The sequence below is a fragment of the Gloeobacter kilaueensis JS1 genome, from assembly GCF_000484535.1.
Taxonomy (GTDB): Bacteria; Cyanobacteriota; Cyanobacteriia; order Gloeobacterales; family Gloeobacteraceae; genus Gloeobacter; species Gloeobacter kilaueensis.
The window spans coordinates 2,406,293-2,431,571 of the sequence record NC_022600.1 but is presented as its reverse complement, the minus strand read 5'-3'; the positions used below and the strand labels follow the sequence as shown (position 1 = coordinate 2,431,571).

Annotated in this window: 27 protein-coding genes; 13 read left to right on the top strand and 14 right to left on the bottom strand. The window is 61.5% G+C overall.

Annotated elements, in window-relative coordinates; genetic code table 11:
• Positions 1 to 55 precede the first annotated feature (55 nt).
• Positions 56 to 1,033: a sulfate ABC transporter substrate-binding protein gene (locus GKIL_RS11260; RefSeq protein WP_023173723.1), complete on the top strand. Its 978-nt coding sequence runs from the start codon at positions 56 to 58 to the stop codon at positions 1,031 to 1,033.
• Here the strand turns inward: GKIL_RS11260 and thrB are convergent.
• The 7 genes from thrB to GKIL_RS11225 form a co-directional block, all read right to left on the bottom strand.
• Positions 1,017 to 1,940, bottom strand: a complete 924-nt coding sequence (gene thrB, locus GKIL_RS11255; protein ID WP_023173722.1) for a homoserine kinase — start codon at positions 1,938 to 1,940, stop codon at positions 1,017 to 1,019. The genes GKIL_RS11260 and thrB overlap by 17 nt on opposite strands.
• Complete coding sequence (locus GKIL_RS11250; RefSeq protein WP_041243899.1) at positions 1,941 to 2,489, bottom strand: hypothetical protein; 549 nt, start codon at positions 2,487 to 2,489, stop codon at positions 1,941 to 1,943. It lies immediately after the preceding gene.
• 213 nt (positions 2,490 to 2,702) lie between these two features.
• Positions 2,703 to 3,236: a YqeG family HAD IIIA-type phosphatase gene (locus GKIL_RS11245; RefSeq protein WP_023173719.1), complete on the bottom strand. Its 534-nt coding sequence runs from the start codon at positions 3,234 to 3,236 to the stop codon at positions 2,703 to 2,705.
• 32 nt (positions 3,237 to 3,268) lie between these two features.
• A complete protein-coding gene (mltG, locus tag GKIL_RS11240; protein WP_023173717.1) occupies positions 3,269 to 4,300 on the bottom strand; it encodes an endolytic transglycosylase MltG in 1,032 nt (343 codons plus the stop codon).
• On the bottom strand, positions 4,300 to 4,848 hold the full coding sequence (locus tag GKIL_RS11235; RefSeq protein WP_023173716.1) for a DUF3727 domain-containing protein: 549 nt from the start codon (positions 4,846 to 4,848) through the stop codon (positions 4,300 to 4,302). The genes mltG and GKIL_RS11235 overlap by 1 nt, the downstream gene beginning before the upstream one ends.
• The gene (gene ruvX, locus GKIL_RS11230; protein ID WP_023173715.1) at positions 4,820 to 5,284 is read right to left on the bottom strand and encodes a Holliday junction resolvase RuvX; all 465 of its coding nucleotides are present in this window, start codon (positions 5,282 to 5,284) and stop codon (positions 4,820 to 4,822) included. Before ruvX ends, GKIL_RS11235 begins: the two co-directional genes overlap by 29 nt.
• A gap of 151 nt (positions 5,285 to 5,435) precedes the next feature.
• A complete protein-coding gene (locus GKIL_RS11225; protein ID WP_023173714.1) occupies positions 5,436 to 6,713 on the bottom strand; it encodes a Glu/Leu/Phe/Val family dehydrogenase in 1,278 nt (425 codons plus the stop codon).
• A 172-nt stretch (positions 6,714 to 6,885) separates the two neighbouring features.
• Here GKIL_RS11225 and GKIL_RS11220 point away from each other — a divergent pair, with 172 nt between their 5' ends.
• Positions 6,886 to 7,869, top strand: a complete 984-nt coding sequence (locus GKIL_RS11220; protein ID WP_023173713.1) for an ABC transporter ATP-binding protein — start codon at positions 6,886 to 6,888, stop codon at positions 7,867 to 7,869.
• Positions 7,866 to 8,654 carry an ABC transporter permease gene (locus GKIL_RS11215; RefSeq protein WP_023173712.1) on the top strand — a complete coding sequence of 263 codons (789 nt, stop codon included), beginning with the start codon at positions 7,866 to 7,868 and terminating at the stop codon, positions 8,652 to 8,654. Before GKIL_RS11220 ends, GKIL_RS11215 begins: the two co-directional genes overlap by 4 nt.
• A 20-nt stretch (positions 8,655 to 8,674) precedes the next feature.
• On the opposite strand, the gene msrA is transcribed toward GKIL_RS11215, so the two are convergent.
• Together msrA and typA are read right to left on the bottom strand one after the other, a co-directional pair.
• Positions 8,675 to 9,337: a peptide-methionine (S)-S-oxide reductase MsrA gene (gene msrA / locus GKIL_RS11210; RefSeq protein ID WP_023173711.1), complete on the bottom strand. Its 663-nt coding sequence runs from the start codon at positions 9,335 to 9,337 to the stop codon at positions 8,675 to 8,677.
• A 59-nt stretch (positions 9,338 to 9,396) separates the two neighbouring features.
• Entirely contained in the window at positions 9,397 to 11,205 is a 1,809-nt protein-coding gene (typA, locus tag GKIL_RS11205; protein WP_023173710.1) for a translational GTPase TypA, read from the bottom strand.
• A gap of 138 nt (positions 11,206 to 11,343) precedes the next feature.
• Between typA and ndhM the strand changes: the two genes are divergently transcribed.
• The 5 genes from ndhM to GKIL_RS11180 all read left to right on the top strand — a co-directional run bounded on the left by ndhM (position 11,344) and on the right by GKIL_RS11180 (position 18,170).
• A complete protein-coding gene (gene ndhM / locus GKIL_RS11200; protein ID WP_041244670.1) occupies positions 11,344 to 11,682 on the top strand; it encodes an NAD(P)H-quinone oxidoreductase subunit M in 339 nt (112 codons plus the stop codon).
• Positions 11,683 to 11,762: 80 nt separating this feature from the next.
• Positions 11,763 to 13,403 (top strand): CTP synthase, encoded by a 1,641-nt coding sequence (locus tag GKIL_RS11195; protein WP_041243896.1) that lies wholly within the window; start codon positions 11,763 to 11,765, stop codon positions 13,401 to 13,403.
• A 99-nt stretch (positions 13,404 to 13,502) separates the two neighbouring features.
• Positions 13,503 to 14,918, top strand: coding sequence for a S41 family peptidase (locus GKIL_RS11190; protein WP_023173707.1), 1,416 nt, complete (start codon positions 13,503 to 13,505; stop codon positions 14,916 to 14,918).
• A gap of 12 nt (positions 14,919 to 14,930) precedes the next feature.
• Complete coding sequence (locus tag GKIL_RS11185; protein WP_023173706.1) at positions 14,931 to 16,046, top strand: glycosyltransferase; 1,116 nt, start codon at positions 14,931 to 14,933, stop codon at positions 16,044 to 16,046.
• A gap of 162 nt (positions 16,047 to 16,208) precedes the next feature.
• A complete protein-coding gene (locus GKIL_RS11180) occupies positions 16,209 to 18,170 on the top strand; it encodes a hypothetical protein (RefSeq protein WP_023173705.1) in 1,962 nt (653 codons plus the stop codon).
• Here the strand turns inward: GKIL_RS11180 and GKIL_RS11175 are convergent.
• The gene (locus GKIL_RS11175) at positions 18,167 to 18,637 is read right to left on the bottom strand and encodes a hypothetical protein (protein WP_023173704.1); all 471 of its coding nucleotides are present in this window, start codon (positions 18,635 to 18,637) and stop codon (positions 18,167 to 18,169) included. The genes GKIL_RS11180 and GKIL_RS11175 overlap by 4 nt on opposite strands.
• A complete protein-coding gene (gene gltX / locus GKIL_RS11170) occupies positions 18,634 to 20,256 on the bottom strand; it encodes a glutamate--tRNA ligase (RefSeq protein WP_023173702.1) in 1,623 nt (540 codons plus the stop codon). The genes GKIL_RS11175 and gltX overlap by 4 nt, the downstream gene beginning before the upstream one ends.
• 171 nt (positions 20,257 to 20,427) lie before the next feature.
• Here gltX and GKIL_RS25280 point away from each other — a divergent pair, with 171 nt between their 5' ends.
• Positions 20,428 to 20,589 carry a hypothetical protein gene (locus GKIL_RS25280; protein WP_023173701.1) on the top strand — a complete coding sequence of 54 codons (162 nt, stop codon included), beginning with the start codon at positions 20,428 to 20,430 and terminating at the stop codon, positions 20,587 to 20,589.
• On the opposite strand, the gene GKIL_RS11165 is transcribed toward GKIL_RS25280, so the two are convergent.
• Together GKIL_RS11165 and GKIL_RS25275 are read right to left on the bottom strand one after the other, a co-directional pair.
• Positions 20,590 to 21,048 carry a GNAT family N-acetyltransferase gene (locus GKIL_RS11165; RefSeq protein WP_023173700.1) on the bottom strand — a complete coding sequence of 153 codons (459 nt, stop codon included), beginning with the start codon at positions 21,046 to 21,048 and terminating at the stop codon, positions 20,590 to 20,592.
• Positions 21,045 to 21,185 carry a hypothetical protein gene (locus GKIL_RS25275; RefSeq protein WP_187293802.1) on the bottom strand — a complete coding sequence of 47 codons (141 nt, stop codon included), beginning with the start codon at positions 21,183 to 21,185 and terminating at the stop codon, positions 21,045 to 21,047. The genes GKIL_RS11165 and GKIL_RS25275 overlap by 4 nt, the downstream gene beginning before the upstream one ends.
• A gap of 141 nt (positions 21,186 to 21,326) precedes the next feature.
• On the opposite strand from GKIL_RS25275, the gene acsF reads away from it, so the two are divergent.
• Positions 21,327 to 22,373: a magnesium-protoporphyrin IX monomethyl ester (oxidative) cyclase gene (gene acsF / locus GKIL_RS11160; RefSeq protein ID WP_023173699.1), complete on the top strand. Its 1,047-nt coding sequence runs from the start codon at positions 21,327 to 21,329 to the stop codon at positions 22,371 to 22,373.
• Between the two features lie 45 nt (positions 22,374 to 22,418).
• Complete coding sequence (locus GKIL_RS11155) at positions 22,419 to 22,760, top strand: YtxH domain-containing protein (protein WP_023173698.1); 342 nt, start codon at positions 22,419 to 22,421, stop codon at positions 22,758 to 22,760.
• 48 nt (positions 22,761 to 22,808) lie between these two features.
• On the opposite strand, the gene GKIL_RS11150 is transcribed toward GKIL_RS11155, so the two are convergent.
• The gene (locus GKIL_RS11150) at positions 22,809 to 23,102 is read right to left on the bottom strand and encodes a ferredoxin (protein WP_023173697.1); all 294 of its coding nucleotides are present in this window, start codon (positions 23,100 to 23,102) and stop codon (positions 22,809 to 22,811) included.
• A 158-nt stretch (positions 23,103 to 23,260) separates the two neighbouring features.
• Between GKIL_RS11150 and ispG the strand changes: the two genes are divergently transcribed.
• Entirely contained in the window at positions 23,261 to 24,460 is a 1,200-nt protein-coding gene (gene ispG, locus GKIL_RS11145) for a (E)-4-hydroxy-3-methylbut-2-enyl-diphosphate synthase (protein ID WP_023173696.1), read from the top strand.
• A gap of 226 nt (positions 24,461 to 24,686) precedes the next feature.
• Entirely contained in the window at positions 24,687 to 25,262 is a 576-nt protein-coding gene (locus tag GKIL_RS23605) for a HEAT repeat domain-containing protein (RefSeq protein WP_023173695.1), read from the top strand.
• Positions 25,263 to 25,279 lie beyond the last annotated feature (17 nt).

Sequence of the window (25,279 nt, the reverse complement as noted above, 5' to 3'; positions counted from 1 at the left end):
GTCGAGTCCTCCTGCGTGCTTTCGACGACGCAGCGTTTACTTGGTCCTCGCGGTGATGAGCGCACTACTGGGATGGCAGGGTGCGCTCACAGCCGAACCAGTGACGCTTCTCAACGCCTCCTACGATCCGACCGGTCGGCTCTACGCGGACTACAACGCCGCCTTCAGCCGCTACTGGCAACAGAGGACAGGCCAGGCGGTGCGCGTCGAGATGTCCAACGGTGGCTCCAGCAAGCAGGCGCGCGCGCTCATCGCTGGATTGGAGGCGGATGTGGCGACCCTCGCCCTCGCCTACGACATCGATACTCTGCACGACGATGCTGGGCTCCTCCCGGCGGACTGGCAGAAGCGCCTGCCGGACAACAGCTGCCCGTATACTTCGACGATCGTGCTGTTGGTACGGAAGGGCAATCCCAAAAAGATCGTCGATTGGGAGGATCTGGCCCGGCCTGGTATTGCGGTGATTACCCCTAGCCCAAAAACTTCCGGCGGAGCGCGCTGGAACTACCTGGCGGCCTGGGCCTGGGCGAGCAAAAAGTACAACGGCAACGAGATAAAGATCCGCGATTATATGGGCCGATGGCTACACAACGTCCCGGTATTCGACGGTGGGGCACGGGGAGCGACGCTCACCTTCGTGCAGCGCGGTCTGGGAGATGTACTGCTCGCCTGGGAAAACGAAGCGTACCTGGCGCTAGAAGAATTGGGCAGGGACAGCTTCGAGATCGTCACCCCTTCCCTCAGCATTCTGGCGGAGCCACCGGTGAGCTGGCTCGATGGCAACACCGCAAAGCACAGAACGACCGCACTCGCGAAAGCGTATCTGGAGTACCTCTACAGCTTCGAGGGCCAGACGATCGTCGCCCGCCACCACTACCGGCCCCACCTGGCGAGCGTTGCCCACCGCTACACTTCCCAGTTTGGCAGACTGAAGCTGGTGACGGTCGAACAGGTCTTTGGCGGCTGGCGCAAGGCCCAGCGGGACCACTTCGACGACGGTGGCAGCTTCGATCAGCTCACAGTGCAAAAGTAGCCGGATCGCCGAGTTGGCAACCCTCCCGGTCGAGTCCCGGCAGCAGAATCGTCGCCCCCGGCCAGACATCGGCGATCGCCTGTCGGACCGCCTGGGCAGCGCTTACTGGACAGAGCGCAAGCAGGCTCGGCCCGGCACCGCTAATGACCACCTCCCAGGCCCCGGCAGCGCGGGCCGCCTCGCGCACCTGCTGCCAGCCGGGGATCAACTCCGAGCGGTAGGGCTGGTGCAACCGGTCCTGCAGCGCTTCGGTGAGCCACTGGCCATCGCCGCTCTCGATCGCCCGGATGAGCAGGGCGAGGTGGGAGGCGTTGAAGACGGCGTCGGCGTGGGGAACGCTTTTGGGCAGAACGGCGCGGGCTTTGCTGGTGGCGAGGGCAAAATCCGGCACCGCCAGGACCGGCACCAGGCTGTCGTGCCATTTGATCGGACAGGTGATGAGCGTTCCGCTGTCGCCCAACAGGGCGAGCTGACAGCCTCCCAGCGCCGCCGGGGTGACGTTGTCGGGATGCCCCTCGATCCGGGCGGCGACTTCCAGCCACTGCGGACGCTTCAGAGGCGAACCCAGCCAGGCGTTGGCCGCTGCCACCCCCGCCACGATCGCTGTCGCCGAACTGCCCAGACCCCGGCCCAGGGGAACGTTCATCTCAATTGCAAGATCCACCAGCGGCACCGGCTCACCATATTGATGAAATAAATAGCCAAAGGCGCGCCAGGCCAGGTTGCTGGTGTCGGTACTCACCTGCAGGGCATCGCTCTTGGAGACGCCGCTTGTGACCGTGCAGCTGTAACTTTCAGCGGCGCTGAAGGTGAACTCGTTGTAGAGGGCCAGGGCGACCCCCAGGCAATCGAAGCCGGGACCGAGGTTGGCGGAAGTGGCTGGTACCCTGACCCTCAGCGCGTGCAACTACTGGCCTACTTTCTTGAGGGCGGTGAGCGTGTTGTAGCCCAGAAGCTGGGGCCGACCAGCAGCGACGGTGACAGGCAGGCGCTGTTTTTGATAGCCGGGGGCAGACAGCTCCAGCGCGTAGTTGCCCGCCGGTACAGTGCGGGAAGGAACGTCCTTGAACCAGATAAAACCGTCGCGCTCTTTGTCGCTTCCCCGGCCATCCTCGATCATCAGCAGGCGGCTGCCGGTGCCGGGGGCGTCGAGGGTCGCCGTAAAACCGCGCGGCGAGGCGAGCACCGCCACACCCTGCTTGATCTTGACGCCGTCGGGCAGCACCGGATTGGGTTCCGGACGCAACACAAAGGCCAGCGCAGCTAAAAAGATCGTCAGTACCCCGGTGGCGATGAGCGAAAAGCGCACCAGGCCGCCGGTGCTCTGCTGGGGCGTGCGCCGCAAGTAGCGCGGCAGATCCTCGCTGTCGAGCAACTCGTCGGCGGCGGGCCGCCGGGACTTGCCTTCTTCTTCTTCGAGCGTCTCAGCCGCTTCCTCGAAGCGCCGCATGGGCATCGGGCGCTGCTTGCGATGGCTCGGGCGTTTGGGCTGCTTTCTCATAGCTTCAGGATAGCGATTAAAAAACCAGGTTGCCTCCGAAAGGAGAGAACCTGGCCCCGAAAATTTAGCAGGGATTTATGGGTTAGGGCTATAAATCCAAGCCCCATCTCTATCAAGAATACATACTACGCCCAAAAAACACCCTGCCTGGTAGAACCACAGTTTTTCTTAAGATCTGCCTACGGAGGGATTGCCAGTAGGCCGAATCAGAACGTCCGGAAAGACCAGGCGCTCCACTGCTCGCAGCAGGCGACCGCGCAGTATCCGGCTGGGTCCCGGTGGTTCGACCAGAACGGTGACAAGGCCGAGGCGATTGCCGGCCAGCACATCGGTGAGCAACCGGTCGCCGACGATCGCCACCTGCTCGGGAAGCAGTTGCATCTCTTCGAGCACCCGGCGCAGGGCGCGGCGCGACGGTTTGGCTGCCCGGTTGACATAGGGCAACGACAGCGAGAGGGCAATCGACTCGATAAAGGGCCGGTTGGGGTTGTTGCTCACGATCCAGAGATTGAACTCCAGCCGGGCGCGGGCCACCCAATCCATCACTTTTGTGTTGACGATCTGCTCACCCAGGGCGAGCAGCGTGTCGTCGAGATCGAGGATGAGCCCGGCGACGTGGCGCTGTTTGAGCCACTCGAAGCTCAGCTCCGAGACGGGCCCCGCAACGATCAAGTCGGGCCGCAGCAGCGATTTACCAGCCATCCGTCGCACAAAAACTTTTTCGATTCTACCAGCTAACGCCCGGCTCCAACTGCGCCCCGGCGGGCCAGCCGCTCGGCGCGGATGCGTTTTTTGGCCTGCTCGTGCTCGGCCTCGGTGCGGCTGAAGACGTGGGTGCCGTCGTAGCGGGCGACAAAGTACAGGTAGGGCGTCAAAGCCGGTTGGAGGGCAGCCCTCAGGCTGGCAAGCCCCGGCGAGGCGATGGGAGTCGGGGGCAGGCCAGGCTGGATGTAGGTGTTGTAGGGCGAAGGCTGGCGTACCTGGGCGTAGGTGAGGGGCCGCTCGGCGCTCTGGCGGATACCAAAGGCGTACTCGACGGTCGGATCGGAGGCAAGGGGCATGTTGATGCGCAGGCGGTTCACAAAGACCCCGGCGATGACCGCGCGCTCTTCGCTCACCGCTGCCTCCTTTTCGACCAGACTGGCGAGGGTGACCCATTCATTCAGCGATCGAGGCGGATCGGGCTGGGTGCGGTAGAGGGGCAGAGCCAATCGCTCGAAGGCACCCAGCATCTGGGTGACGGCGGTGCGGGCGCTCAGTTTCTCAGCTGGAAGATCGTAAGTGTCAGGAAAAAGAAACCCTTCTAGCCGGTCGATCCCGGCGGGCAACCAGGGGGGGCGGAGCATCTGCGGGCCTCTTGTGAGCCGCAGAAAATCTTCTATCTTGAAGTAGCCCAGTTGCTCAAAGTAGCGGGCCATCTGAAGCGTATTCCAGCCTTCGAGGATGCGGTAGCGAAAGCGCAGCGTCTCCCCCTTGCGGATCTGCTCGGCAACGGCCTCAAGCGAGCGGCCCGGCGGAATTTCGTAGGTACCGGCTTTGAGCTGGTCCTGCCAGCCTTTGAAGCGGACCAGCGCCCAAAAAGCCCAGCTCGACCGGATTGCTTTGGCAGCAGCGAGCTGTTCGCCGATGCGCAGGCTGCCGCTACCGGCTATGACGACGACGCGCACGGGCCGGGTGCGCTCGGGGGGCTGAGCGGCCCAGAACCAGCCCCCAGCAAGGGCACAACCGGCCAGCACAAGTAATAGCAGTAGCCGCCGGCAGAACACTACTCCGCCAGATCGAGCAGCGCCTCTTCAAAGTTCGGCATCAAGCGGGCGGTCTCCTCCGGTTCGAGAACCCTCGGCTCGCCCTCCGCAGGCAACTCGACAAAGAGCATCACCGGGTCGAGGGGTGTAAAGATGCCGTAGCGGCGGTCCTCAAAGAAAAATTCTTCAAGCAACTGGTACTCTTCTTCTTCTTCGTTGTCCTCGTCGTCGGCGATCGAATAAAACTCGGCCTCGTCGGCGTTGGGAATGTCGCCCTCGACGATAAGCAGGTAGGCCGAATCGACCAGCTTGAGATCCTGCTCGGCCAGGACCGCCCTGGCGGTCTGAAAGACCCGCTCGATCTCCTCGTCGTCGAGGTCCGCAAGCAGGGTATCCTCCTCCTCGCCGTTGCCGTCCTCGTCGTCGGCAGCTTCCCAGGCCATCAATCGGACCGGTGTCGCCTGGGGAACGACCAGCCCGTACTGCGCGCCGTCGATCTCCAGTTCTGTGACCAGCTCACAGGCGAGAGTCCGGCCCGCTTCATCTTTCAGCGTTAGTGTGTCGCTCATCTGGGGATTCCTGATTGGGATCTTGTTGCCAGCGGCGCGTGTCGAGCCACTGTTGAAGAATGATCGCAGCCGCCTGCTGGTCGATGAGTGCCTTGCGTCGGGAAGCGGAGACTCCCTGGAGCGAGCGCCCAGCCTGGACGGTGGAGAGGCGTTCATCGACGTAGTGAATCGGCACATCGATCACCTGGGCCAGCTGCTGGCCGAAGTAGCGGATGCGGTGGGCCTGGGGGCCGAGCGAGCCATTCATGTTGCGCGGCAGACCGATGACCACCGCCTGCGCCCGCCGCCGGTCCACCCAGGCGCGAATCACCTCCAGGTCTGTGCTCAGTTCGGAGCGCACGAGCGTCTCAAGACCGCTGGCAATCAGACCGGTGGGGTCAGAACCGGCCACGCCGATGCGCTTGCTGCCTACATCCAATCCCAAAACAGAAACCACCCGCTGCCCCGCGATTGCCCCTCCAACTTTAGCAGAAGGGGCATCCCCAAAGGACAGCGGGCAGGCAATCCTCTCCGTAAGGGAGCGGGAGTGCCAAGGAAGGTCTGGCTCGCAAGGGCTGGAAGCTACCGGGTTTGTCCCGGTAGTGGCTTCACGGATAGAGGCCGCGCTGGTTGAACGCCTCGACGACCCTGCCCACAGCGAGGGTATAGGCGGCGGGTCTGAGGGGCAGGCGGAACTTGACGGCCTGCTGCAGGACGCGGGTGTAGGCGGCGACCATCAACTTCTCCAGTTCGAGGTTGACCTTTTCCTCGTCCCAGAACAGGTACGACAGCCCCTGTACCCATTCGAGGTAGCTCACCACGACGCCACCGGCGTTGGCGAGAATATCCGGCAAAACGGTGACGCCCCGCTCCTCCAGAATGCGGTCCGCCTCGATTGTCACCGGCGCATTTGCCCCTTCCGCGACGATCCGGGCGCGCACCTGGGCAGCGTTCGCCTCGGTAATCTGGTTTTCGAGGGCCGCAGGAACGAGCACGTCGCACTCGAGGGTCAGCAACTCCGCATTCGAGATGAACTGGCCTTGCGAAGAGTTGATCAGGCGGCTGCCGTCGCGCACGTAGTCGGCGAGCCGCTCGATATCCAGCCCCTCCGGGTCGTAGCGGCCACCGGAGGCGTCGGAGACGGCGATCACCCGCGCTCCCTCCTGCTCAAAAATCAGGGCGGCAGCTTTGCCAACCTTGCCAAAGCCCTGAATGGCGATCGTCGCGCCGCGCAGACTCTTTTTGCCGGTGAGAAGCGCCTCGCGCGAGGCAATCACCACCCCCCGCCCGGTAGCAGCGTCGCGCCCCTTCGAGCCGCCGACGCTGAGGGGCTTGCCCGTCACCACCCCCGGCGAGGCGTGCCCGACGCTCATCGAGTAGGTGTCCATCATCCAGGCCATCTCCCGCGCCCCGGTGCCCACGTCCGGCGCGGGAATGTCGATTTGCGGCCCGATGTCGCGCACCAGTTCGCTCGTAAAGCGGCGGGTGAGCCGCTCCAGTTCGCCCGCCGAAAGCGCTTGCGGATCGACGGCGATGCCGCCTTTGGCCCCACCGTAGGGAATGCCCAACAGCGCACATTTCCAGGTCATCAACATCGCGAGCGACGACACTTCTCTCAATGTCACGCTCGGGTGATAGCGCATCCCGCCCTTGTAGGGACCGAGAATGTTGCAGTGCTGCACCCGATGGCCGGCAAAGACGTGAATCTGGCCGTCGTCCATCCGCACCGGTATCGAAACCGTCAACACCCGATGGGGCGTGCGCAGCACTTCCACCGCTCCCGGATCTAACTGCAGGATCTGTGCGGCGCGATCGAGGTTGGTGCAGGCAATATCCGCCGGACAGATGTAGGCCGGGTTCGGCGATTCATCGAGACTGATAACCATACGGCTTTCCTTGGCGAGAAGTTTAATTCCGTATCTAATGCTACAAAACTTTTGATCCCCGGCGAAAGGGGCGGCAACAGAACGTCATACTCGGTATCTTTTGCTACATTTTCTTGCCTGGCGGTTTGTCCTTCCCCGGCCTGGGAGTGCTCCGGGCCACTACAGTTGGAGTATGGCGATCATCCGAAGCGAGAATTTGAGCAAGGTTTATCCGGTCGCCGACAAGGAACCGGGCCTTGTTGGCACGCTCCGCCATTTTTTGCGCCGCAAGTACAGGTTGGTGGAGGCGGTTCAGAAGGTCTCCTTCGCCATCGAGCCGGGCGAGGTGGTGGGCTTTTTGGGGGCGAACGGAGCGGGCAAGACGACGACGCTCAAGATGCTCACCGGGCTTATCTATCCTTCTGGGGGCAGTGTCGAGGTGGCGGGCTTCGTCCCTTTTCGGCGCGAGGCGGCCTTCTTGAGCAAGATCACCCTGGTCATGGGCCAGAAGCAGCAACTCATCTGGGATCTACCGGCCCTCGATTCGCTGAAAGTCAACGCCGCCGTCTACGGCCTGAGCGACCGCGACTATACCGAGCGCGTCGGGGAACTGAGCGAGATGCTCGCCCTTGCCGACAAACTTACCCAGCCAGTGCGCAAGCTGTCGTTGGGTGAGCGGATGAAGGCAGAATTGCTCGCCGCCCTGTTGCATCGACCGGCGGTGCTCTTTCTCGACGAACCCACCCTGGGTCTCGATGTCAACGCCCAGACCGCCGTGCGCACGTTTCTCAAAGAGTACAACGAGCGCTACGGGGCGACGGTGCTGCTCACCAGCCACTACATGGCCGACATCACCGCCCTTTGCAAGCGCGTGCTCCTCATCCACAAGGGGCGGCTCATCTACGACGGCAGCCTCGACGGCCTGCTCGATCGCTTTGCGCCCTACCGCGAGGTGCGCGCCGAATTTGGCCGTCCCTACAGCGAGGCGGAACTGGTGGGCTTTGGCGAAGTCGAGATGCTCGCCAGGTGCGAGGCGCGGTTTCTAGTTGAGCGCGACAGCCTCACCCGCACCGTCGCCCGGCTCCTGGCGGAACTGCAGGTGGTCGATCTCAAAGTGAGCGATCCGCCCATCGACGAGGTGATCGGCAAAGTCTTCTCGACCGGGAGCGTCAATTGAACGATCTGTGGCATAAGACCCGCACGCTGCTCGCCGTGCAGTACGCCTACATGCTCGAGTACCGGGCGGAACTGTTACTTTGGGCGCTCTCCGGCTCGCTGCCGATTATCTTGTTGGGACTGTGGACCCAGGCGGCCCAGGGCGGACGCTTTGGCCTGGGGCCGCTCGATTTTGCCCGTTACTTTATCGCCGTCTTTGTCGTCCGCCAGCTCACCGTCGTCTGGGTGGTCTGGGAGTTCGAGCGGGAAGTCGTCGAAGGGCGGCTCTCCTCCTACCTGCTCCAGCCTATCGACCCGGTCTGGCGGCACGTCGCAGGCCACGTGAGCGAAAGACTGGCACGGCTGCCCTTTATCGTGCTCCTGGTCGGGCTTTTTTTCTTGCTCTACCCGAGTGCCTTCTGGATACCGGACTGGCGCAACGCCCTCGCCTTCGCCGCTCTGGCGGTGCTCGTCTTTGCCCTGCGCTTTTTGATTCAGTACACCTTTGCCCTGCTCGCCTTCTGGACCGAGCGGGCCAGTGCGATCGAAGAACTGTGGTTTCTCTGCTACGCCTATCTTTCGGGCCTCATCGCTCCTTTGACGATCTTTCCTCCCGTCGTGCGCGAGATCGCCCTCTGGACCCCTTTTCCGTACCTGGTCTACTTTCCAGCCAGCGTCATCGCCGGATTACCAGTCAACTGGCCACGGGGGCTGCTGGTGATGTTCCTCTGGGGGATTCTCTTTTTTGGGCTGAACCGCTGGCTCTGGCGGCGCGGCCTCAAGCAGTACTCGGGCATGGGAGCATAAACACACGACTTGCAATCGTTCTAGGCGTTCTCGAATAGCCCCACCGGGCAACCGACGCCAGTGCCGCCCAGACCGCAGTAGCCGTTGGGATTTTTGGCCAGGTACTGCTGGTGGTAGTCCTCCGCGTAGTAGAACGCGGGCGCGTCGAGGATTTCGGTGGTGATTTCACCGAAACCGGCCTTTGTCAGGAGCGCCTGATAGGCGTCGCGGGAAGCTTCGGCCAGCCGTTTTTGTGCGGGGGTGGTGGTGTAGATGCCCGAGCGGTACTGGGTGCCGGCATCGTTGCCCTGGCGCATCCCCTGGGTCGGATCGTGGCTTTCCCAGAAGACTTTTAACAGTTCCTCGTAGCTCACCGCTGCCGGATCGAAGACGACGAGCACGACTTCGTTGTGGCCGGTCTTGCCGGTGCAGACTTCCCGGTAGGTGGGGTTGGGCGTGTAGCCACCGGCGTAACCGACGGCGGTGGTGTAGACGCCGGGCGTCTGCCAGAACTTGCGCTCGGCCCCCCAGAAACAGCCCAGGCCAAAGATGGCCGTCTGGTATCCTTCAGCAAAAGGTGGCACCAGCGGATGGCCGTTGACGAAGTGCTTTTCGGGCACGGGCATCTTTTGCTGGCGGCCCGGCAGCGCCTGCTCGGGACTGGGCATCTTGATTTTGGTGTCGAGCTTGTCGAACAACCACATGGCGATCCCTCCAGGAGGTTCTATAAAGTATTCGTGGGGCAGGGGCTGGTGGATCGATCTTATTTGCGGGCAGCCTTGAGGGCCAGCTTGCGCAGGCGGATCGATCGGGGCGTCACCTCTACCAGTTCGTCGTCGTTGATGTACTCGAGGGCGCGCTCGAGGCTCATGATCATGGGCGTCTTGAGCTGCACCAGTTCCTCACCGCCGGCGGAGCGCATGTTGGTGAGCTTTTTGGTCTTGCAGATGTTGAGTTCGAGGTCCTGCTGGCGGTTGTTCTCACCGATGATCATGCCCGCATAGACGCGGGTGCCGGGGGTGATAAAAAACAGACCCCGGTCCTCGGCGTTCTGCAGCGCGTAGTAGGTGGCCTCTCCCTCTTCAAAGGCAACGAGCACGCCGTTTCTGAGGGTTTCCATCTCGCCTACCGAGGGGCGGTAGTCAACAAAAGAATGGCTCATGATCCCCTCGCCCCGCGTCAGGCGCAGGCACTCGGAGCGAAAGCCCATCAGACCACGGGCCGGGATTACAAATTCGAGCTGGGTGCGGCCATTGCCGAAGCTCTGCATGTTCTGCATCTCGGCCCGGCGGCGGCCCAGGTTGGAGATGCAACCACCGGCAGTGTCGTCGGGAACATCGAGTACCAGTAGCTCAAAGGGCTCGTAGACCTGGCCGTCCACCACCCGGAAGATGACGCGGGGCTTGGAGACTTGAAACTCGTAGCCCTCGCGGCGCATCGTCTCGATAAGAATGCCCAGGTGCAATTCGCCGCGCCCGGAGACCAAAAAGCGATCGGGCGAGTCGGTGTCTTCGACCCGAAGCGAGACGTTGGTCTCCAGTTCTTTATAAAGCCGCTCGCGCAGTTTGCGGCTGGTGACGTACTTGCCTTCCTGGCCGGCGAAGGGCGAGTCGTTGACCGAGAAGGTCATCTGCAATGTCGGTTCATCGACGCGAATCAGCGGTAGCGCCTCGGGATGATCGGCGCTTGTGAGCGTCTCGCCGATGTTGGCGTCGGCAAAACCCGCCACCGCCACGATGTTGCCCGCCGATGCCTCTGCCAGTTCGGTGCGGCTCAAGCCCTCGAAGCCAAAAAGTTTGGCCACCTTGCCGCGCTGGATCTGTCCGGAATCTTTGACGATGGCGATCGTCTCACCGGCGCGCAGGACACCGTTGTGGATCTTGCCGATTACGATCCGGCCCAGGTACTCGGAGTAGTCGAGGGTGGTCACCTGCAATTGCAAAGGCTTGTCGGGGTTGCCCACCGGGGACGGGACGTGGCGGAGGATCGCCTCGAACAATGGCTGCATGTCCTTGGATTCGTCGGCCAGTTCGTTTTTGGCAAAACCCGCCAGCCCGGAGGCGTAGAGGACCGGAAAATCGACTTGATCGTCGTCGGCTCCCAGTTCGATAAATAAGTCGAGCACCTTGTCGATCGCCCGGTGCGGATCCGCCTGGGGCCGGTCGATCTTGTTGACGAGCAAGATGGGCTTGAGGCCCTTTTCGAGCGCTTTTTTAAGGACGAAGCGGGTCTGGGGCATCGGGCCTTCGTTGGCATCGACGATCAAAAGACAGCCCTCGACCATGCCCAGTACGCGCTCGACCTCGCCGCCAAAATCGGCGTGGCCAGGAGTATCGACGATGTTAATCAGATGATCGCGGTAGCGCACCGCCGTGTTCTTGGCCAGAATCGTGATCCCGCGCTCGCGCTCGAGGTCGTTCGAGTCCATCACGCAGGTCTCCACCACCTCGTTGTCGCGGAAGATGCCGGACTGTTTGAGGAGTGCATCGACCAGGGTCGTCTTGCCGTGATCGACGTGGGCGATGATCGCGATGTTGCGGATCTGAGCAGGACTCAGACGGTTGGTTTCCATTGGATGGTGCTCGAAGCCTGGTTTTACAAAAGTTTAGACAAACCCATGCTAGCATTTTCGGCCCGTTGCGGCTGCTTCGGGCAGCGAATCCTGCGGGACAGAGAGCCGGTGTTAAAATTTATAAAAATAGCGACGCTCATGCTCAAATCCACCACGCGCCACGTCCACATCTTCGCCGCCGAGGTCCAGGCCGAAGTGCTCTACCCGAGCGACCGCAAGCTCACCCTCGACATCGATCCAGACAACGAATTTATCTGGAACGACGTTGCTTTGCAGAAGGTCTACTCCGAATTCGAGCGGCTCGTCGCCCAGTACAGCGGCCAGGCCCTGAGCGACTACAACCTGCGGCGCATCGGCTCCGATCTTGAGAATTTTATTCGTAGCCTGCTGCAAAAAGGCGAGATCGCCTACAACCTCGATAGCCGCGTCCTCAACTTCAGCATGGGCCGTCCGCAGGTGGGCGGTTCCAAAAGCTGAGCGCCGTTCTCCACGCACAAAAGCCCGGACTCGGATTGCTATAATCGCCTGGATTAGGGCGTTCGTGGGTGATGTCGGTTATGACAAAGTACATATTTGTGACGGGCGGTGTCGTCTCCTCGATCGGCAAGGGCATCGTCGCCGCTTCCCTTGGCCGTCTGCTCAAGTCGCGGGGCTACTCGGTCAGCATCTTGAAGCTCGACCCGTATATCAACGTCGATCCGGGCACGATGAGCCCGTTTCAGCACGGAGAGGTGTTCGTGACCAACGACGGGGCCGAGACCGACCTCGATCTGGGCCACTACGAGCGCTTTACCGACACCGACATGTCCAAGCTCAACAACGTCACCACCGGCCTGATTTATCAAAGTGTGATCAACAAGGAGCGCCGGGGCGACTACAGGGGCGGCACCGTCCAGGTCATTCCCCACATCACCAACGAAATCAAAGAGCGCATCCGCCGGGTCGCCCTCGACACCAACCCCGAGGTCGTGATCGTCGAGGTGGGGGGCACCGTGGGCGACATCGAGTCGCTGCCTTTTTTGGAGGCGATCCGCCAGTTCCGCAAGGATGTGGGCCGCGAGAACGTCATCTATACCCACGTCACCCTCATCCCTTTTATCGGCTCGGCGGGCGAGATGAAGACCAAGCCCACCCAGCACTCGGTCAAAGAACTGCGCTCGATCGGCATCCAGCCCGATATTCTTGTCTGCCGCAGCGACCGGCCCCTCAACAACGGCATCAAAGAAAAAATCTCCGAATTTTGCGACGTGCCCGTCGAGGCAGTGATCACCTGCCAGGACGCCCAGACGATCTATGCTGTGCCCCTCAACCTCGAGCGCGAGGGCTTAGCAGAGCAGGCACTGGTTCTATTGGGCCTTGAGCGCAGGGTGCCCGACCTGCGCGACTGGCAGGTGCTGGTCGATCGCGTCTGCCATCCGTCGCGCTCGGTGACGATTGCGATCGTCGGCAAGTACGTGCGCCTCTCCGACGCTTATATCTCAGTAGTCGAAGCGCTCCGCCACGCCGCTGTCGCCCACGACGCGGAAGTTAAAGTCGAGTGGGTTTCCGCCGAAGCGGTCGAGGAGCGCGGGGCAGAGTATTTTCTGACAAACGTAGATGGGGTCGTCGTGCCGGGGGGCTTCGGCACGCGGGGCATCGATGGCAAGGTGGGGGCGATCGCCTTTGTCCGCCAGAGTCGCCTGCCCTTTCTTGGCCTGTGCCTCGGCATGCAGTGCTCGGTGATCGAGTGGGCGCGGCACGTCGCGATGATCGAGGCCAACAGCACCGAGTTCGACCCGAGCACCCCCAACCCGGTCATCTCGCTGTTGCCCGAACAGGCCGACGTGGTAGATCTAGGCGGCACGATGCGGCTGGGCCTTTTTCCCTGCCGCCTGCACGAAGGTTCCCTCGCGGCCAGACTCTACGGGGAGCCCCTCGTCTACGAGCGCCACCGCCACCGCTACGAGTTCAACAACGCCTACCGCAAGGCGATCGCCGAGGCGGGTTTTCTGGTAAGCGGTACCTCGCCGGACGAGCGCCTGGTCGAAATTATCGAACTCGTCGATCACCCGTACTTTATTGCCACCCAGTTCCATCCTGAGTTCAAGTCCCGGCCCAACCGGCCCCATCCGCTGTTTTTTGGCCTGGTGCGCGCCGCCCTCGAGCGCCGCACCAGCGAGCAGCGGTCTCCCATCGCCCTGCCTTCGACGGTGGGCTAGCGAGAGGGTTCTACACTTGTCCTGGTGGCCGATCATCAGCTATGCTGCTCTCAACCCCTACATCTAGATTAAAGGGGAAGAGCCCGGAGGGTAGCTGCGATGGCCAGATTTTCCTGGAGAGCCGGGACAAGCTTATGGCTGGTGTTGCTTATCGGTGGACCGGTTCTACCGGCCTCAGCTCAGCCAGCGCCTCAGATTGCGAGCAGTTACCAGTCAGGAACGGACCTGGAGACGGTGGTCCACCTGCTGCAGGAGCAGTCCCTCGACGAGGGTGGCCGCACCGCTTCTTTAAGTAGTGAGCGCAGCTACCGGGAACTCATCGTCGCTCAAGATGTCGAGAACAAGGGCCGCGACCCGCTCAAAGTCGAGCACGAGGTGATCGAGCGGCTATTGGGCAAGTACGGCAATCGGGGCGACGCGCTATTGAGTGCCGAGCAGTGGCGCGCCGAGCGCGAGCGCGACCGCTCGGCGGTGGAGGTGACGCCGGTGGGCGACGGAATCTCTCAAATTCGCATTTCGCTATTGGGAGCGGGATCGTCTTCTCAGGTGAGCCAGGCGCTGCACCAGGCGGACTATCATCGGGGCGTCATCCTCGATCTGCGCGGGGCAAGCGGCAGCGATCCCCAGTCGGTGGCGGACGTAGCCCGCTACTTTCTTCCGGCCAGCATCAAACCCCTCGTTCAGACCGCCGGGGCGCGCAACCGAACCCGGCGCTGGGACAGCAAACTGCGCGGGATCGCCTACGATACGCCTCTGGTCGTACTGGTGAGCAAGAACACCCGCACCGGGGCAGAAGCGCTTGCGGCTCTATTGGGCCGCAGTGGCCGGGCCCAGGTTTTAGGCAGCACGACGGCGGGAGCCGACCTCTACTCGGAAACGTTCGCCCTGCCCAGCGGCGCGGCGGTCAGGCTGGTGAGCGGTCGCTGGCGCACCGGCGATGGGCGGGGCTTTGCCGACGGCGTCGAGCCCACCGAGCAGACAGGAGCCGATCCCCTCGCCAGGGCGGTCGAACTGCTCGCCTCCCAGCCAGGCAAGACGCTGCAGCCGACCGTCTTTCCGGCGCGCAGCACGATCGGCGACAAACAGCTGGGCTTTAACGCCGGGACGGGCGATCTGGGCCTCGCTGGAGCAGTGGAGTACTTTCCGGGCGGCCAGAGCAACGTCATGAGGCCCAACGACGAGCTGAAGATCTGGTTTGTCCCCGATTACATCGTCCTCAACTACAAGCCGGCCTCCTCGCTCATCAACTTTTTTGCTGACCGCATCTACACGACGGCACCGGGGGCCGCCACCGATAAGGGTATCCGCATCGGTTCGACCTACAGCGACATCGTCGAAGCCTACGGCCCTCCCGGCACCGGCGGCTATAACGAACTGTTTCCATTTCCAGAACGATCGCGCGCAAACCGCCCAGATCGCTACTATGTCAACTACGATGCCATAGGAGTGAGTTTTGGGCTGGAGACTGGGACCAATGTCGTTCGCGAAATTGGTATTTATAAGCCTGGCAGCTGATGGGAGCACCTGGTGAAGGTTGCCCTCGTCCACGACTACCTCATCAAGCACGGTGGCTCCGAGAACGTCCTCGAAGCACTGTTGCAGCTTTTTCCCGATGTGCCGATCTACACCAGCTACTACAGCGCCGAGACCCTGCCGGCGTGCTGGCGCAGCCGTGACATCCGCACGTCGTTTCTCCAAAAAATTCCCCTGGGCAAAACGGCCAACTACCAGCAGCGCCTGCAGTACCTGTTGCCGCTATTGCCGGTAGCCTTCGAGAACTTCGACCTGCGCGAATACGATCTGGTCATCTCGAGTGCCCACGCCTTCGCCAAGGGCGTGCTCACCCGCCAGGACGCCCTGCACGTCAGCTACATGCACACCCCCACCCGCTACCTGTGGGATATGACCTGGGAGTACCAGCGCAACTTTCGCAAGCCGCTCCTCGGGTCTTTGATGCCGCCGGTGCTGAGCCTGCTGCGCACCTGGGACTACCAGGCCGCCCAGCGGCCCGATTATCTGATCGCCAACTCCCGCTACATCCAGCAGCGGATCGCCAAGTTTTACCGCCGCTCTTCGACCCTCGTCTATCCGCCGGTGGACACCAAGTTTTTTGTCCCCGCTGCTACGCCCAGCCTCGACTACTATCTGGTGGCAGGGCGCTTTGTGCCCTACAAGCGCCTCGATCTGGCTGTCGAAGCGTTCAATAGACTCGGCCTGCCCCTGTGGGTGGTGGGCGAAGGGCCAGAACTGGAGCGGTTGCGCTCGGTGGCGCGCCAAAATATCGTCTTTTATCCCCACCAACCGCGCGCGCAACTGGCGGAGTTTTTTGCCAACTGCCGGGCTTTGATCTTTCCGGGCGAAGAAGATTTTGGCATTCTGCCGGTGGAAGTGCAGGCGTGCGGGCGTCCGGTGATCGCCTTTGGCCGGGGCGGAGCGACGGAGACGGTGGTCCCCGACGAGACGGGGGTACTCTTTAGCGAGCAATCGGTCGAGTCGCTGATGTCGGCGGTCTGGCGCGCCGAGCAGCGCGACTGGTCCTCCCGCATCATCCGCGCCCACGCCGAGGGCTTCTCGCAGGAGCGCTTTTTAGAATCGGTGCGCGGTTGCATCGAGAGGGCTCTGCGGGGCGATCTTAATTTTTAGAATGCTCGTGCCTAGATACCGGTGTACAGACCCCAACCCCCTCGATGCTAGTTTGTCACCGGAGCTTCCCAGCTTCGGTGTTTTTGTTTGGGGGTAGAGGTTTTTGCCCCAGTCAATCCGCTACCTTTAGATACAGTCCGTTCGTCTTACGTGGGCTCTGCCATGACGACTTCCGGCATCAAATCGCTGCCGCTGTTACCGGTTCCCGACTCAGTCCCAGCCAAGACGCCTCTAGGGCGCTGGCTGACGGAGGGGGGTCCGGGAGGGGACCACCACGGTGAGCAGACCCAGCCCTGGTACGCGGTACTCTGGCTCACTGGCGTCGATTATTTTTCGACCCTGGGCTATCAGCCGGGGCTGGCCCTGCTGGCAGCGGCGGCAATCTCGCCTCTGGCGACGCTGCTTCTGGTGGTGGTCACCCTCGCCGGTGCCCTGCCGATCTACATCCAGGTCGCGAGGCGCTCCTACATCGGCCAGGGCTCGATCGCCATGCTCGAACGACTGCTGCCAGGCTGGTACGGCAAGCTGTTCGTGCTCGTGCTCATCGGTTTTGCCTCGACCGACTTTGTGATCACAATGACGCTGTCGGCCTCCGACGCCGCCGCCCACCTGGTCGATAACCCGCTCGTCGAGCCGTACCTCGGTAGCGGCCAGTTCCCGGTGACCGTCGTGCTGCTGGTCTTGCTCGCGCTGGTTTTCTTGCTGGGTTTTCGCGAGGCGATTGGCCTGGCGGTGGCGGTCGGAGTGCCCTACATTCTGCTCAACGTGCTGGTCATCTTCAAGAGTTTCACCGTCATCCTGCAGCAGCCGCAGCTGCTCGCCAACTGGCAGCAGGCGCTTACCCTCAAGGGCGACTGGACGATGATCCTGATTCTGGCGGGGCTCACCTTTCCGAAACTGGCCCTGGGCCTGAGCGGCTTTGAGACGGGGGTGGCGGTGATGCCGCTGATTAGAGGCGATGCCGACGATGCGCGCAAACCCGTGCCGGAGGGACGGATTCGGGCCAGCCGGGCGCTTTTGACGACGGCGGCGGTCTTGATGAGCTTTTTGTTGATTACCTCCAGCGTTATTACGACCCTGCTGATTCCACCAGCAGAATACAAGTCAGTTTCAGACCACGCCCTTTCGACCCTCTGCCACCGGCTGTTGGGCGAGGGGTGGGGCACGGTCTACGACATCTCGACGATCGCGATTCTCTGGTTTGCCGGCGCTTCGGCGATGGCGGGGCTGCTCAATTTGATTCCGCGCTATCTGCCGCGCTTTGGCATGGCACCGAGTTGGGTGCGCTTTAACCGCCCGCTGGTGCTGGCGTTGCTGGTGATCGATCTGGTGGTCGTGAGCATCTTTAGAGCCAACGTCAACGCCCAGGGCGGAGCCTACGCCACCGGGGTGCTGGTGCTCATCCTCTCGGCGGCGGTGGCGGTCTCCCTGGCCCTCAGAAGCGAAGCAGCCCTCACCGGCAACCGGCGACTGCGCAACCTGAGCTATTATTTCTGGGCCCTGGTCGCTGTCTTTGCCTACACGCTCCTCGACAACATCCGCGAGCGCCCGGACGGTCTTATCATCGCGAGCTTCTTTATCATCTTTATCCTGGCCGTCGGTATCGGCACGCGCCTGAGGCGAGCGACCGAGCTGCGGGTCGAGCGGGTCACCTTTGCCGACGACGAATCGGCGGCGCTGTGGCCAAAGCTCTGCTGCAAGCAGGTCAGCCTGGTGCCGCTCATCAGCAACGCCGCCGCCCCCCGCGAGCGCAAGGCCAACCAGATCCGCACCTACTACACCACCGAGCATCCCTTCGCCTTTTTGCACGTCAACCTGCGCGACGACTGCAGCGACTTTTCCGGCGGCCTGCGGCTCTTCATCCGCCAGGAGGGCAAGAACTTTACGATCGAGGTAGAGGGGGCAGTGGCGATCGCCAACACGATCGCCTACATCAGTGAACTGATGGATCCGGTGTCGATCTTTTTGGGTCTGACGCGCAAGAACATGACCGAGCAGTCGCTCAACTACATCCTCACCGGCCAGGGCGAGACGGGACTGATGGTCTATCAGATCCTGGTCAGGTACTGGGAGTGGACCGCCGCCGAGGACGTGCGGCCTCTCATCTTTTTGTTGAGCGATTAGCGCAGGCCAAAGGCGCGCTGCACCTGCGAGTCGATGGCGGGCTGGGGCTGGTAACTCACGTGCAGCACCGAAGCGAACTGCCAGTACTGGGCGTTGGTGGGCCTGCACTGGCTGTAGATGAGCCGCATCAGGCTCAAATCGCCCTGGGCGATCGAGAGGGTGGGCAGGTTGGTGCCGCCGGTGGGTTGCCCCGTAAGCTGACCTGCGATCCGCACGTCGAGCGCTCCGAGCGCTTCGCAGATCTGGGTGCCGATCGCATTGAGGCAGGGGGCGTCCTGGCAGTCGTTGCGCCGCGAGAACAAAGTCCGCATCTGGCGCTTGAACTGCTTGAGGGAGAGGATGGAACCGACCGCTTCCTCGGGCTTGACGGGCTGGAATGTGGCCTGGGAGAAAGCGGGAGGGAGGGCAGCGAGGCTCGCTGTGAGCAGGGCGCTGACCCAGATCCGCCTGGAAGCTCCGCCGCTCATGGAACGACCGCAGGGGCGCTCACGAGTGCGAGCGCCTGCTCAAGCCTGCCCCTGATCCGGTTGCGCCGGTGCAACAGCACGATCGATTCGACCAGATCCGGCCCGTGGGCTGAGCCGGTGAGCGCACAGCGCACAGGCCGCATCAGCGCGCCTTTTTTGAGGCCCAGTTCCTTTGCCAGAGCCGGCAGCAGCTGTGGCAGCGCTGCTTCCGCCTGCCGGTGCAGATCGCCTACAAGAGCGCCCACCGCTTCGAGCTGCTCGTCACTCGCCTCTCTAGAAAGCACAGTGCGCAGCGGTGCCTGCTCAAAGAACAACCGCTCGAAGAGCGCTTCGTCGGTCTCGACCGGGGCTGCAATCTGAGCAAAGTGCGCCTCGAAGTGCTGGCGCAACTGGCCATCGAGGCTGGCCACCGCCTGCTGAAAGCCAGTCAAGATAGCTGCGATACCCGACTGGCGCAGAATGCCCAGCGCCTCGGCCTCGAAGCTCACCGCTTCGGCAAATAGATAGCGGCTGGCATTGCCAATTTCGCTCAACCGCCCCAGCCCCCGGCCAGTCAGGGGGACGACCCGCTCCAGCCACGGTCCGTCCTGGGGGCGCAGGGTAAAACCGGAGGCGAGCAAAAAGGGCGTCGCCCGCTCGGTCAGCTCGCGAGCCGATAGGGCGTTGAGGTACTGGCCGTTCATCCAGGTGAGCTTGTCCCAGTCGAAGCGGGCGGGCGAGTGGCTGATGCGACCGATGTCGAAGCTCTCCGCCGCCCTGTCGAGGCTAAAAAGTTCCTGGCCGTCGGCGGGCGTCCAGCTCATCAGGGCGAGGTAGTTGACGATCGCCTCACTCAGGTAGCCCATGCGCTCAAAGTCGATCACCGCCGTCGCCCCTTCGCGCTTGGAGAGCTTGCGGCCCTCGGGGCTGAAGATGAGCGGCACATGGCCAAAGGCAGGAACCGCTGCTTCTAGAGCCTCATACAGCAGAATCTGCTTGGGGGTGTTGCCGATATGATCCTCGCCCCGGATGACGTGGGTAATCGCCATGTCGATGTCGTCGATCACCACCGCCAGGTTGTAGAGGGGCATCCCATCGGCCCGAGCGATCACCATGTCTCCACCGAGATCGGCGCTACTCCAGCTCAACTCGCCGCGCACCAGGTCGTTCCAGCGCACCTCGCGGGACGCTTCGATCTTGAAGCGGATCACCGGCAGGCGTCCCTCCCTCGCGAAGGCCGCCCGCTCTTCGGCGCTCAGATCGCGGTGACGGTTGTCGTAGCGCGGAGCCAGACCGGCGGCGCGCTGCTCGTCGCGCAGGGCCTCCAGTTCTGCTTCGCTGGTGTAGTCGTAGTAAGCATGGCCACCGGCAAGCAACTTTTCGATGACCTCGCGGTAGCGCCCGAGCCGGTCGGACTGGTAGACCGGGCCTTCGTCGAAGCTGATCCCGAGCCAGGCAAACCCTTCTAGGATCGAGCGGGTATAGCGCGGCTCGGAGCGCTCGCGGTCGGTGTCCTCGATGCGCAGGATGAGCTTGCCGCCCCGTTGTCTGGCAAACAAATAGTTATAGATAGCCGTGCGGGCAGTGCCGATGTGCAGATAGCCGGTGGGGCTGGGAGCGATGCGGACGCGGACGGTCACAAACAATACCGCAGATCAACTTTTCTATCGTAGATTGCCCCGCTGCAACTGGAAGCGGCAGCCTCCGAAGCCAAACCACACACAAAATTGATATGGCCCTTACACTTCCTTCATCTTGGTTGGGGCAGCCGGCGCGAAACTAAAGATATCAACACCTGACGAGTTGTACCGGTGAAATCTTCTTCCTCCTCGGGTCTTCTTGACCTTGTGCTGGCCTGCCTCTGTTTTGCGATGCTGCTGTACACTATCAAAAGTGCCCTCGGCATCGACCTGGTCGTCGGGATGCACGCCTGGGAGGTCGTAGGTTCCCTGTTCAATCTGCTCGATTTTTAATCACAGCGTCTTAGTTAAAAACAGGGCCCGCGTCTGAAAGCCCATCGCCCTATAAAGCGAGAGGGCAGGGGTGTTCTCAGGGAGAGACTGGAGCGTAAGCTGGCTATCGCCTTGATCGCGGGCAATCTCGCTGGCCCATTCAATTAAAAAGCGACCGATCCCCCGGCGGCGGTGCTCCGGCTGCACATAAAGAAGGTGGATGTAGCTATTCTGAGTACCGCTGAACTGGTCCCAGGCCCGCCCCAGCCACAGACAGCCGATCGCCTCGCTGCCCTGCATCACCCACCACAGCGGCGTGAGGCGCAGGTCGAACACGCGGGCGAGCAGGCCATCGACGCTCCGGGCAGCAGTCTGCCCCGGCCACTGCTCCGCAAAAAGTGCGAGCAAAAAGCGGCGCAACAGCCGCCGGTCCTGGGCTTTGCCGCCGCGCAGGTGATAGCCCTCCGGCAGCCCCTTCACGGCCCACTGCCGGCAGCAGGAGCATCCATGCGCGCTGGTGCCTTCATATCCGCCGGCAAAAAGGCCCGCGAGCTGACCAGCACCAGTGCAAACAAAAACACCAACAACACTGCAGCGAAGATCAAATTGCCACGCATACCGATACCACCTGCGGCGCTCACGCCGTCTTTTTTCTATTGTGGCCGACCTATCACTTACGTTCTGTCACGGCCATCAAGAAAGCAGCGCCGCTGCTGGTAGACTGATTAGCACCGTGATCTTCGATAAAACTGGCTGCTATGGTAGACGCCCTGCGCGAGGCAAAGAGCGAAGCGCCGCTCCAAAAAAAAGAGACACTGCTGACGCCCCGCTTTTACACCACCGACTTCGAGGCGATGGCCAGACTTGACATCTCCCCCATGCGGGCCGACTTCGAGGCGATGCTCGCTGAATTTCGAGTCGATTACAACCGCAAGCACTTCGAGCGGCCCGCCGACGGCAGCTTCGAGGCCGAAGCCGCTGCCCTCGATCCGCGCTGGCGCGATCTGATGGTCGAGTTTCTTGAGCGCTCCTGTACTTCCGAATTTTCGGGCTTTTTGCTCTACAAAGAAATTTCCCGCCGCCTCAAAGACAGCAACCCGCTGCTGGCCGAGTGCTTCAAGTGCATGTCCCGCGACGAGGCCCGCCACGCCGGTTTTCTCAACAAGTCGCTGGCCGACCTCGATCTCGCCCTCGATCTGCCCTATCTGGCCCGCCAGCGCCAGTACACCTTCTTCAAACCCAAGTTCATCTTCTACGCCACCTACTTATCTGAAAAAATTGGCTACTGGCGCTACATCGCCATCTTTCGGCATCTGGAGACCCAGCCTCAAAACCGCATCCACCCGCTTTTTCGCTACTTCAAAAACTGGTGCCAGGACGAGAACCGCCACGGCGACTTTTTTGGCCTGGTGCTCAAAAGCCAGCCGCATCTGTTGCAGGGCACGATCAACCGGCTGTGGATACGCTTTTTCTTGCTGTCGTTTTGCCTGACGATGTACCTCAACGACCGCAAGCCACACAACCTCTACGCTGCCCTGGGCCTCGACGCTTCGCACTACGCGATGGATGTGCTGCGCAAGACCAACCTCGACAGCGGCAAAGTCTTTCCGATCATCCTCGATCTCGACAACCCGCGCTTTTTAGCCCTGCTCGATCGCTGTGCCGACTACAACCTGCAGCTGGAGGCTTTAAAAGCGAAAAGCCGCCTGGCAAAGCTACCGATCTACCTCGGCCTCATCGCTGCAATTGTGCAGTTGTTCTTGCTCAAACCCTTGGCAGCACCCGCTCCCCAGACAGTACGCTAGAACCAGCAGCCGTTGCTGTTTTTCACAATCGAGGGAGGGGCAACCATGGCCAGAGGTGCCGGTGCATTTGTTGGGGGATTGCTCCTGGGGACGGCGGTGGGCAGCGTGCTCGGCTTGCTGCTCGCTCCCCGTTCCGGCGAACAGACGCGCCAACTGCTCAAGCGCTCGCTCGATGCTCTGCCAGGCACTGCCGGGGAGGTGAGCGAAAACGCCCAGGAGCGCATCGATAAGCTCGTCGAATCTGCCCGTCAGAGTCTCGATGAGACGATCGCCAGGCTCAACGAGGCGATCGAGACAAGCCGGGCGAGTGCCCCGAACGACGGAGTTTCCCTGAGCCAAGAAAAAAATGGGCAGGGCACCGTGCCGCCCGCCCCCGAAAATGCCTGAAGATGCTGCCGCAGGGGAGACGACTCCCCTGCAGGTCGTCGTAAAGCCTCAGTACAGCTCGTCTTCCTTGTGCGTTTCGATCGTGCTGTTGGAGGTCGGGTAGGCGACGCAGGTCAGCACATAACCGGCGGCGATCTGATCGTCGTCGAGGAAAGACTGATCACTCTGATCGACGGTGCCGCTCACCATCTTGCCGGCGCAGGTCGAGCAGGCACCCGCGCGGCAGGAGAAGGGCAGATCGAGTCCCTGGCGCTCGGCGGCATCCAGGATGTACTCGTCGCCGGGGCAATCGATCTCCTTCTTGCCGCTGGGGGTCACCAGGGTGATTTTGTAAGTTGCCATGTCGGTTGTTCTCCCGATTGTGAAGGACTAAGAAGCCACAACTTTTCAAGGTACCACATGCCCTTCAGGGATTGGCGAGATTGAGCTAGGTATTTTTCCTCACCTGATTGCGGCGAGATTTCGTGTCAATCTAAAAGAAAGTAATCGCCAGCAAACCGATGCAGACGCTCGATTCGACCGCTCCCGCCCTGCTTGCTCCCCGCCGCCGCACCCGAGCGGTGCGAGTCGGTACCGTCACGATCGGCGGCAACGCCCCCGTCGTCGTTCAATCGATGATCAACGAGGACACCCTCGATACGGCGGCGGCGGTCACAGCCATCGCCAACCTGCACCGGGCCGGTTGCGAACTGGTGCGCGTCACCGTGCCGAGCATCGCCCACGCCCGCGCCCTGGAGCGCATCCGCAAGAGCCTCGAAGACACCTACCAGCCGGTACCTCTGGTAGCGGACGTACACCACGACGGCGGACCGATCGCCCTGGAGGTGGCCCGCCACGTCGATAAAGTGCGCATCAATCCGGGGCTTTTTATCTTCCGCCGCGCCCGGTTGGGCGACTACACCCCTCAAGACATCGAGCGGGCAAAAGCTCAGATCCGCGAAGATCTCAAACCTTTGATTGATGTCCTGGGCGAGCAGGACAAGGCGATGCGCATCGGCGTCAACCACGGTTCGCTCTCGGAGCGGATGCTCTATCTATACGGCGACACCCCCGAGGGCATGGTCCAATCGGCGATCGAGTTTCTCGAAATCTGCGAGCAGATGCACTTTCACAATCTGGTGGTCTCGCTTAAAGCCTCGCGGGTGCCGGTGATGATCGCTGCCTACCGCCTCGCTGCAAAGATGCTCGACGAGCGCGGCCTCAACTACCCCTTTCACCTGGGCGTCACCGAAGCGGGCGACGGCGAATACGGACGCATCAAGTCCACCGCCGGGATCGCCACCTTGCTGGCCGACGGCATCGGCGACACGATCCGCGTCTCGCTCACCGAAGATCCAATCAAAGAAATTCCGGTCTGCTATGGCATCCTGCAGGCTCTCGGCCTGCGGCGGACGATGGTCGAGTACGTCGCCTGCCCGAGCTGTGGGCGCACGCTCTTTAACCTCGAAACCGTTCTCCACCGCGTCCGCGAAGCAACAAAGCACCTCACCGGCCTCAACATCGCCGTCATGGGCTGCATCGTCAACGGTCCTGGCGAGATGGCCGACGCCGACTACGGCTACGTCGGTCGCACACCGGGGATTATTGCCCTCTACCGGGGCCGCGAGGAGATCAAAAAAGTGCCCGAAAGCGAGGGCGTCGCCGAACTCATCAATCTGATCAAAGCCGACGGTCGCTGGGTCGAACCGCCCGAGGTTTAAGCACATCAAGTTGGAACGCGGTGCAGGTTTGCTGGAACACCAACTTCGTTGGGAAGCAGTAGCTGATTACTGCAGCCAGGGTGAGTATTTCTTGGCGCTCAACCAGTGTTGAGTATTTAGATCTCCTATCTTGTACCCTCAATTCTTGTGAATTTTCTTTTGTGGCATTGACAAGGCAACTTTCCAGAAATAAGCTGTTCCCATAAATTGTGAGAGTAATAAATTTATGAATGGCAAGCGTAATTGGCACGGTTTGCTTCTGGCACTCCTTACTACATCGCTCTGTTTGAGCGCGGCAACTATTGAGGTGAAGAAGAGCTACGCTCAAGAAGCAACGACAGAAATGCTTGAACCTTCACTTCAAAATCTTCGTAAGAGTGAGCCCTCTAGCCGCATCGCTGCAGTGTCATGGTTGGGAAGTATCCGACCAATAAATCAGGAGGCAGTGGATGCTCTTATCAAGACTTTGGATACCGATCCTGATTCACTTGTCCGAGCGAATGCCGCACTTGCCATGGGATTTTTCGCAGCGCAAGCACCGGATAATGCTGTTGATGCACTCAGCGCTGCCGCTTTGAAGAATGAAGATACTAGTGTTCGTGCAAACGCACTCTCTGCGCTTGGAAATATTGGTTTACCGGCACGCAAGGCGATTTCAGCAGTAAAAATGCTGACCCACTCGAGCGATCCTGTAATTCGCTCAGAAGCAATTCAAACACTAAAAGTTCTGCAAGAAGGTGGTTGCATTCCTGATAGTGATACTCCTTATCCTGTTAGGTACAGACAGGAATCTTGTCAATAACCATATGTAAGTAGGAT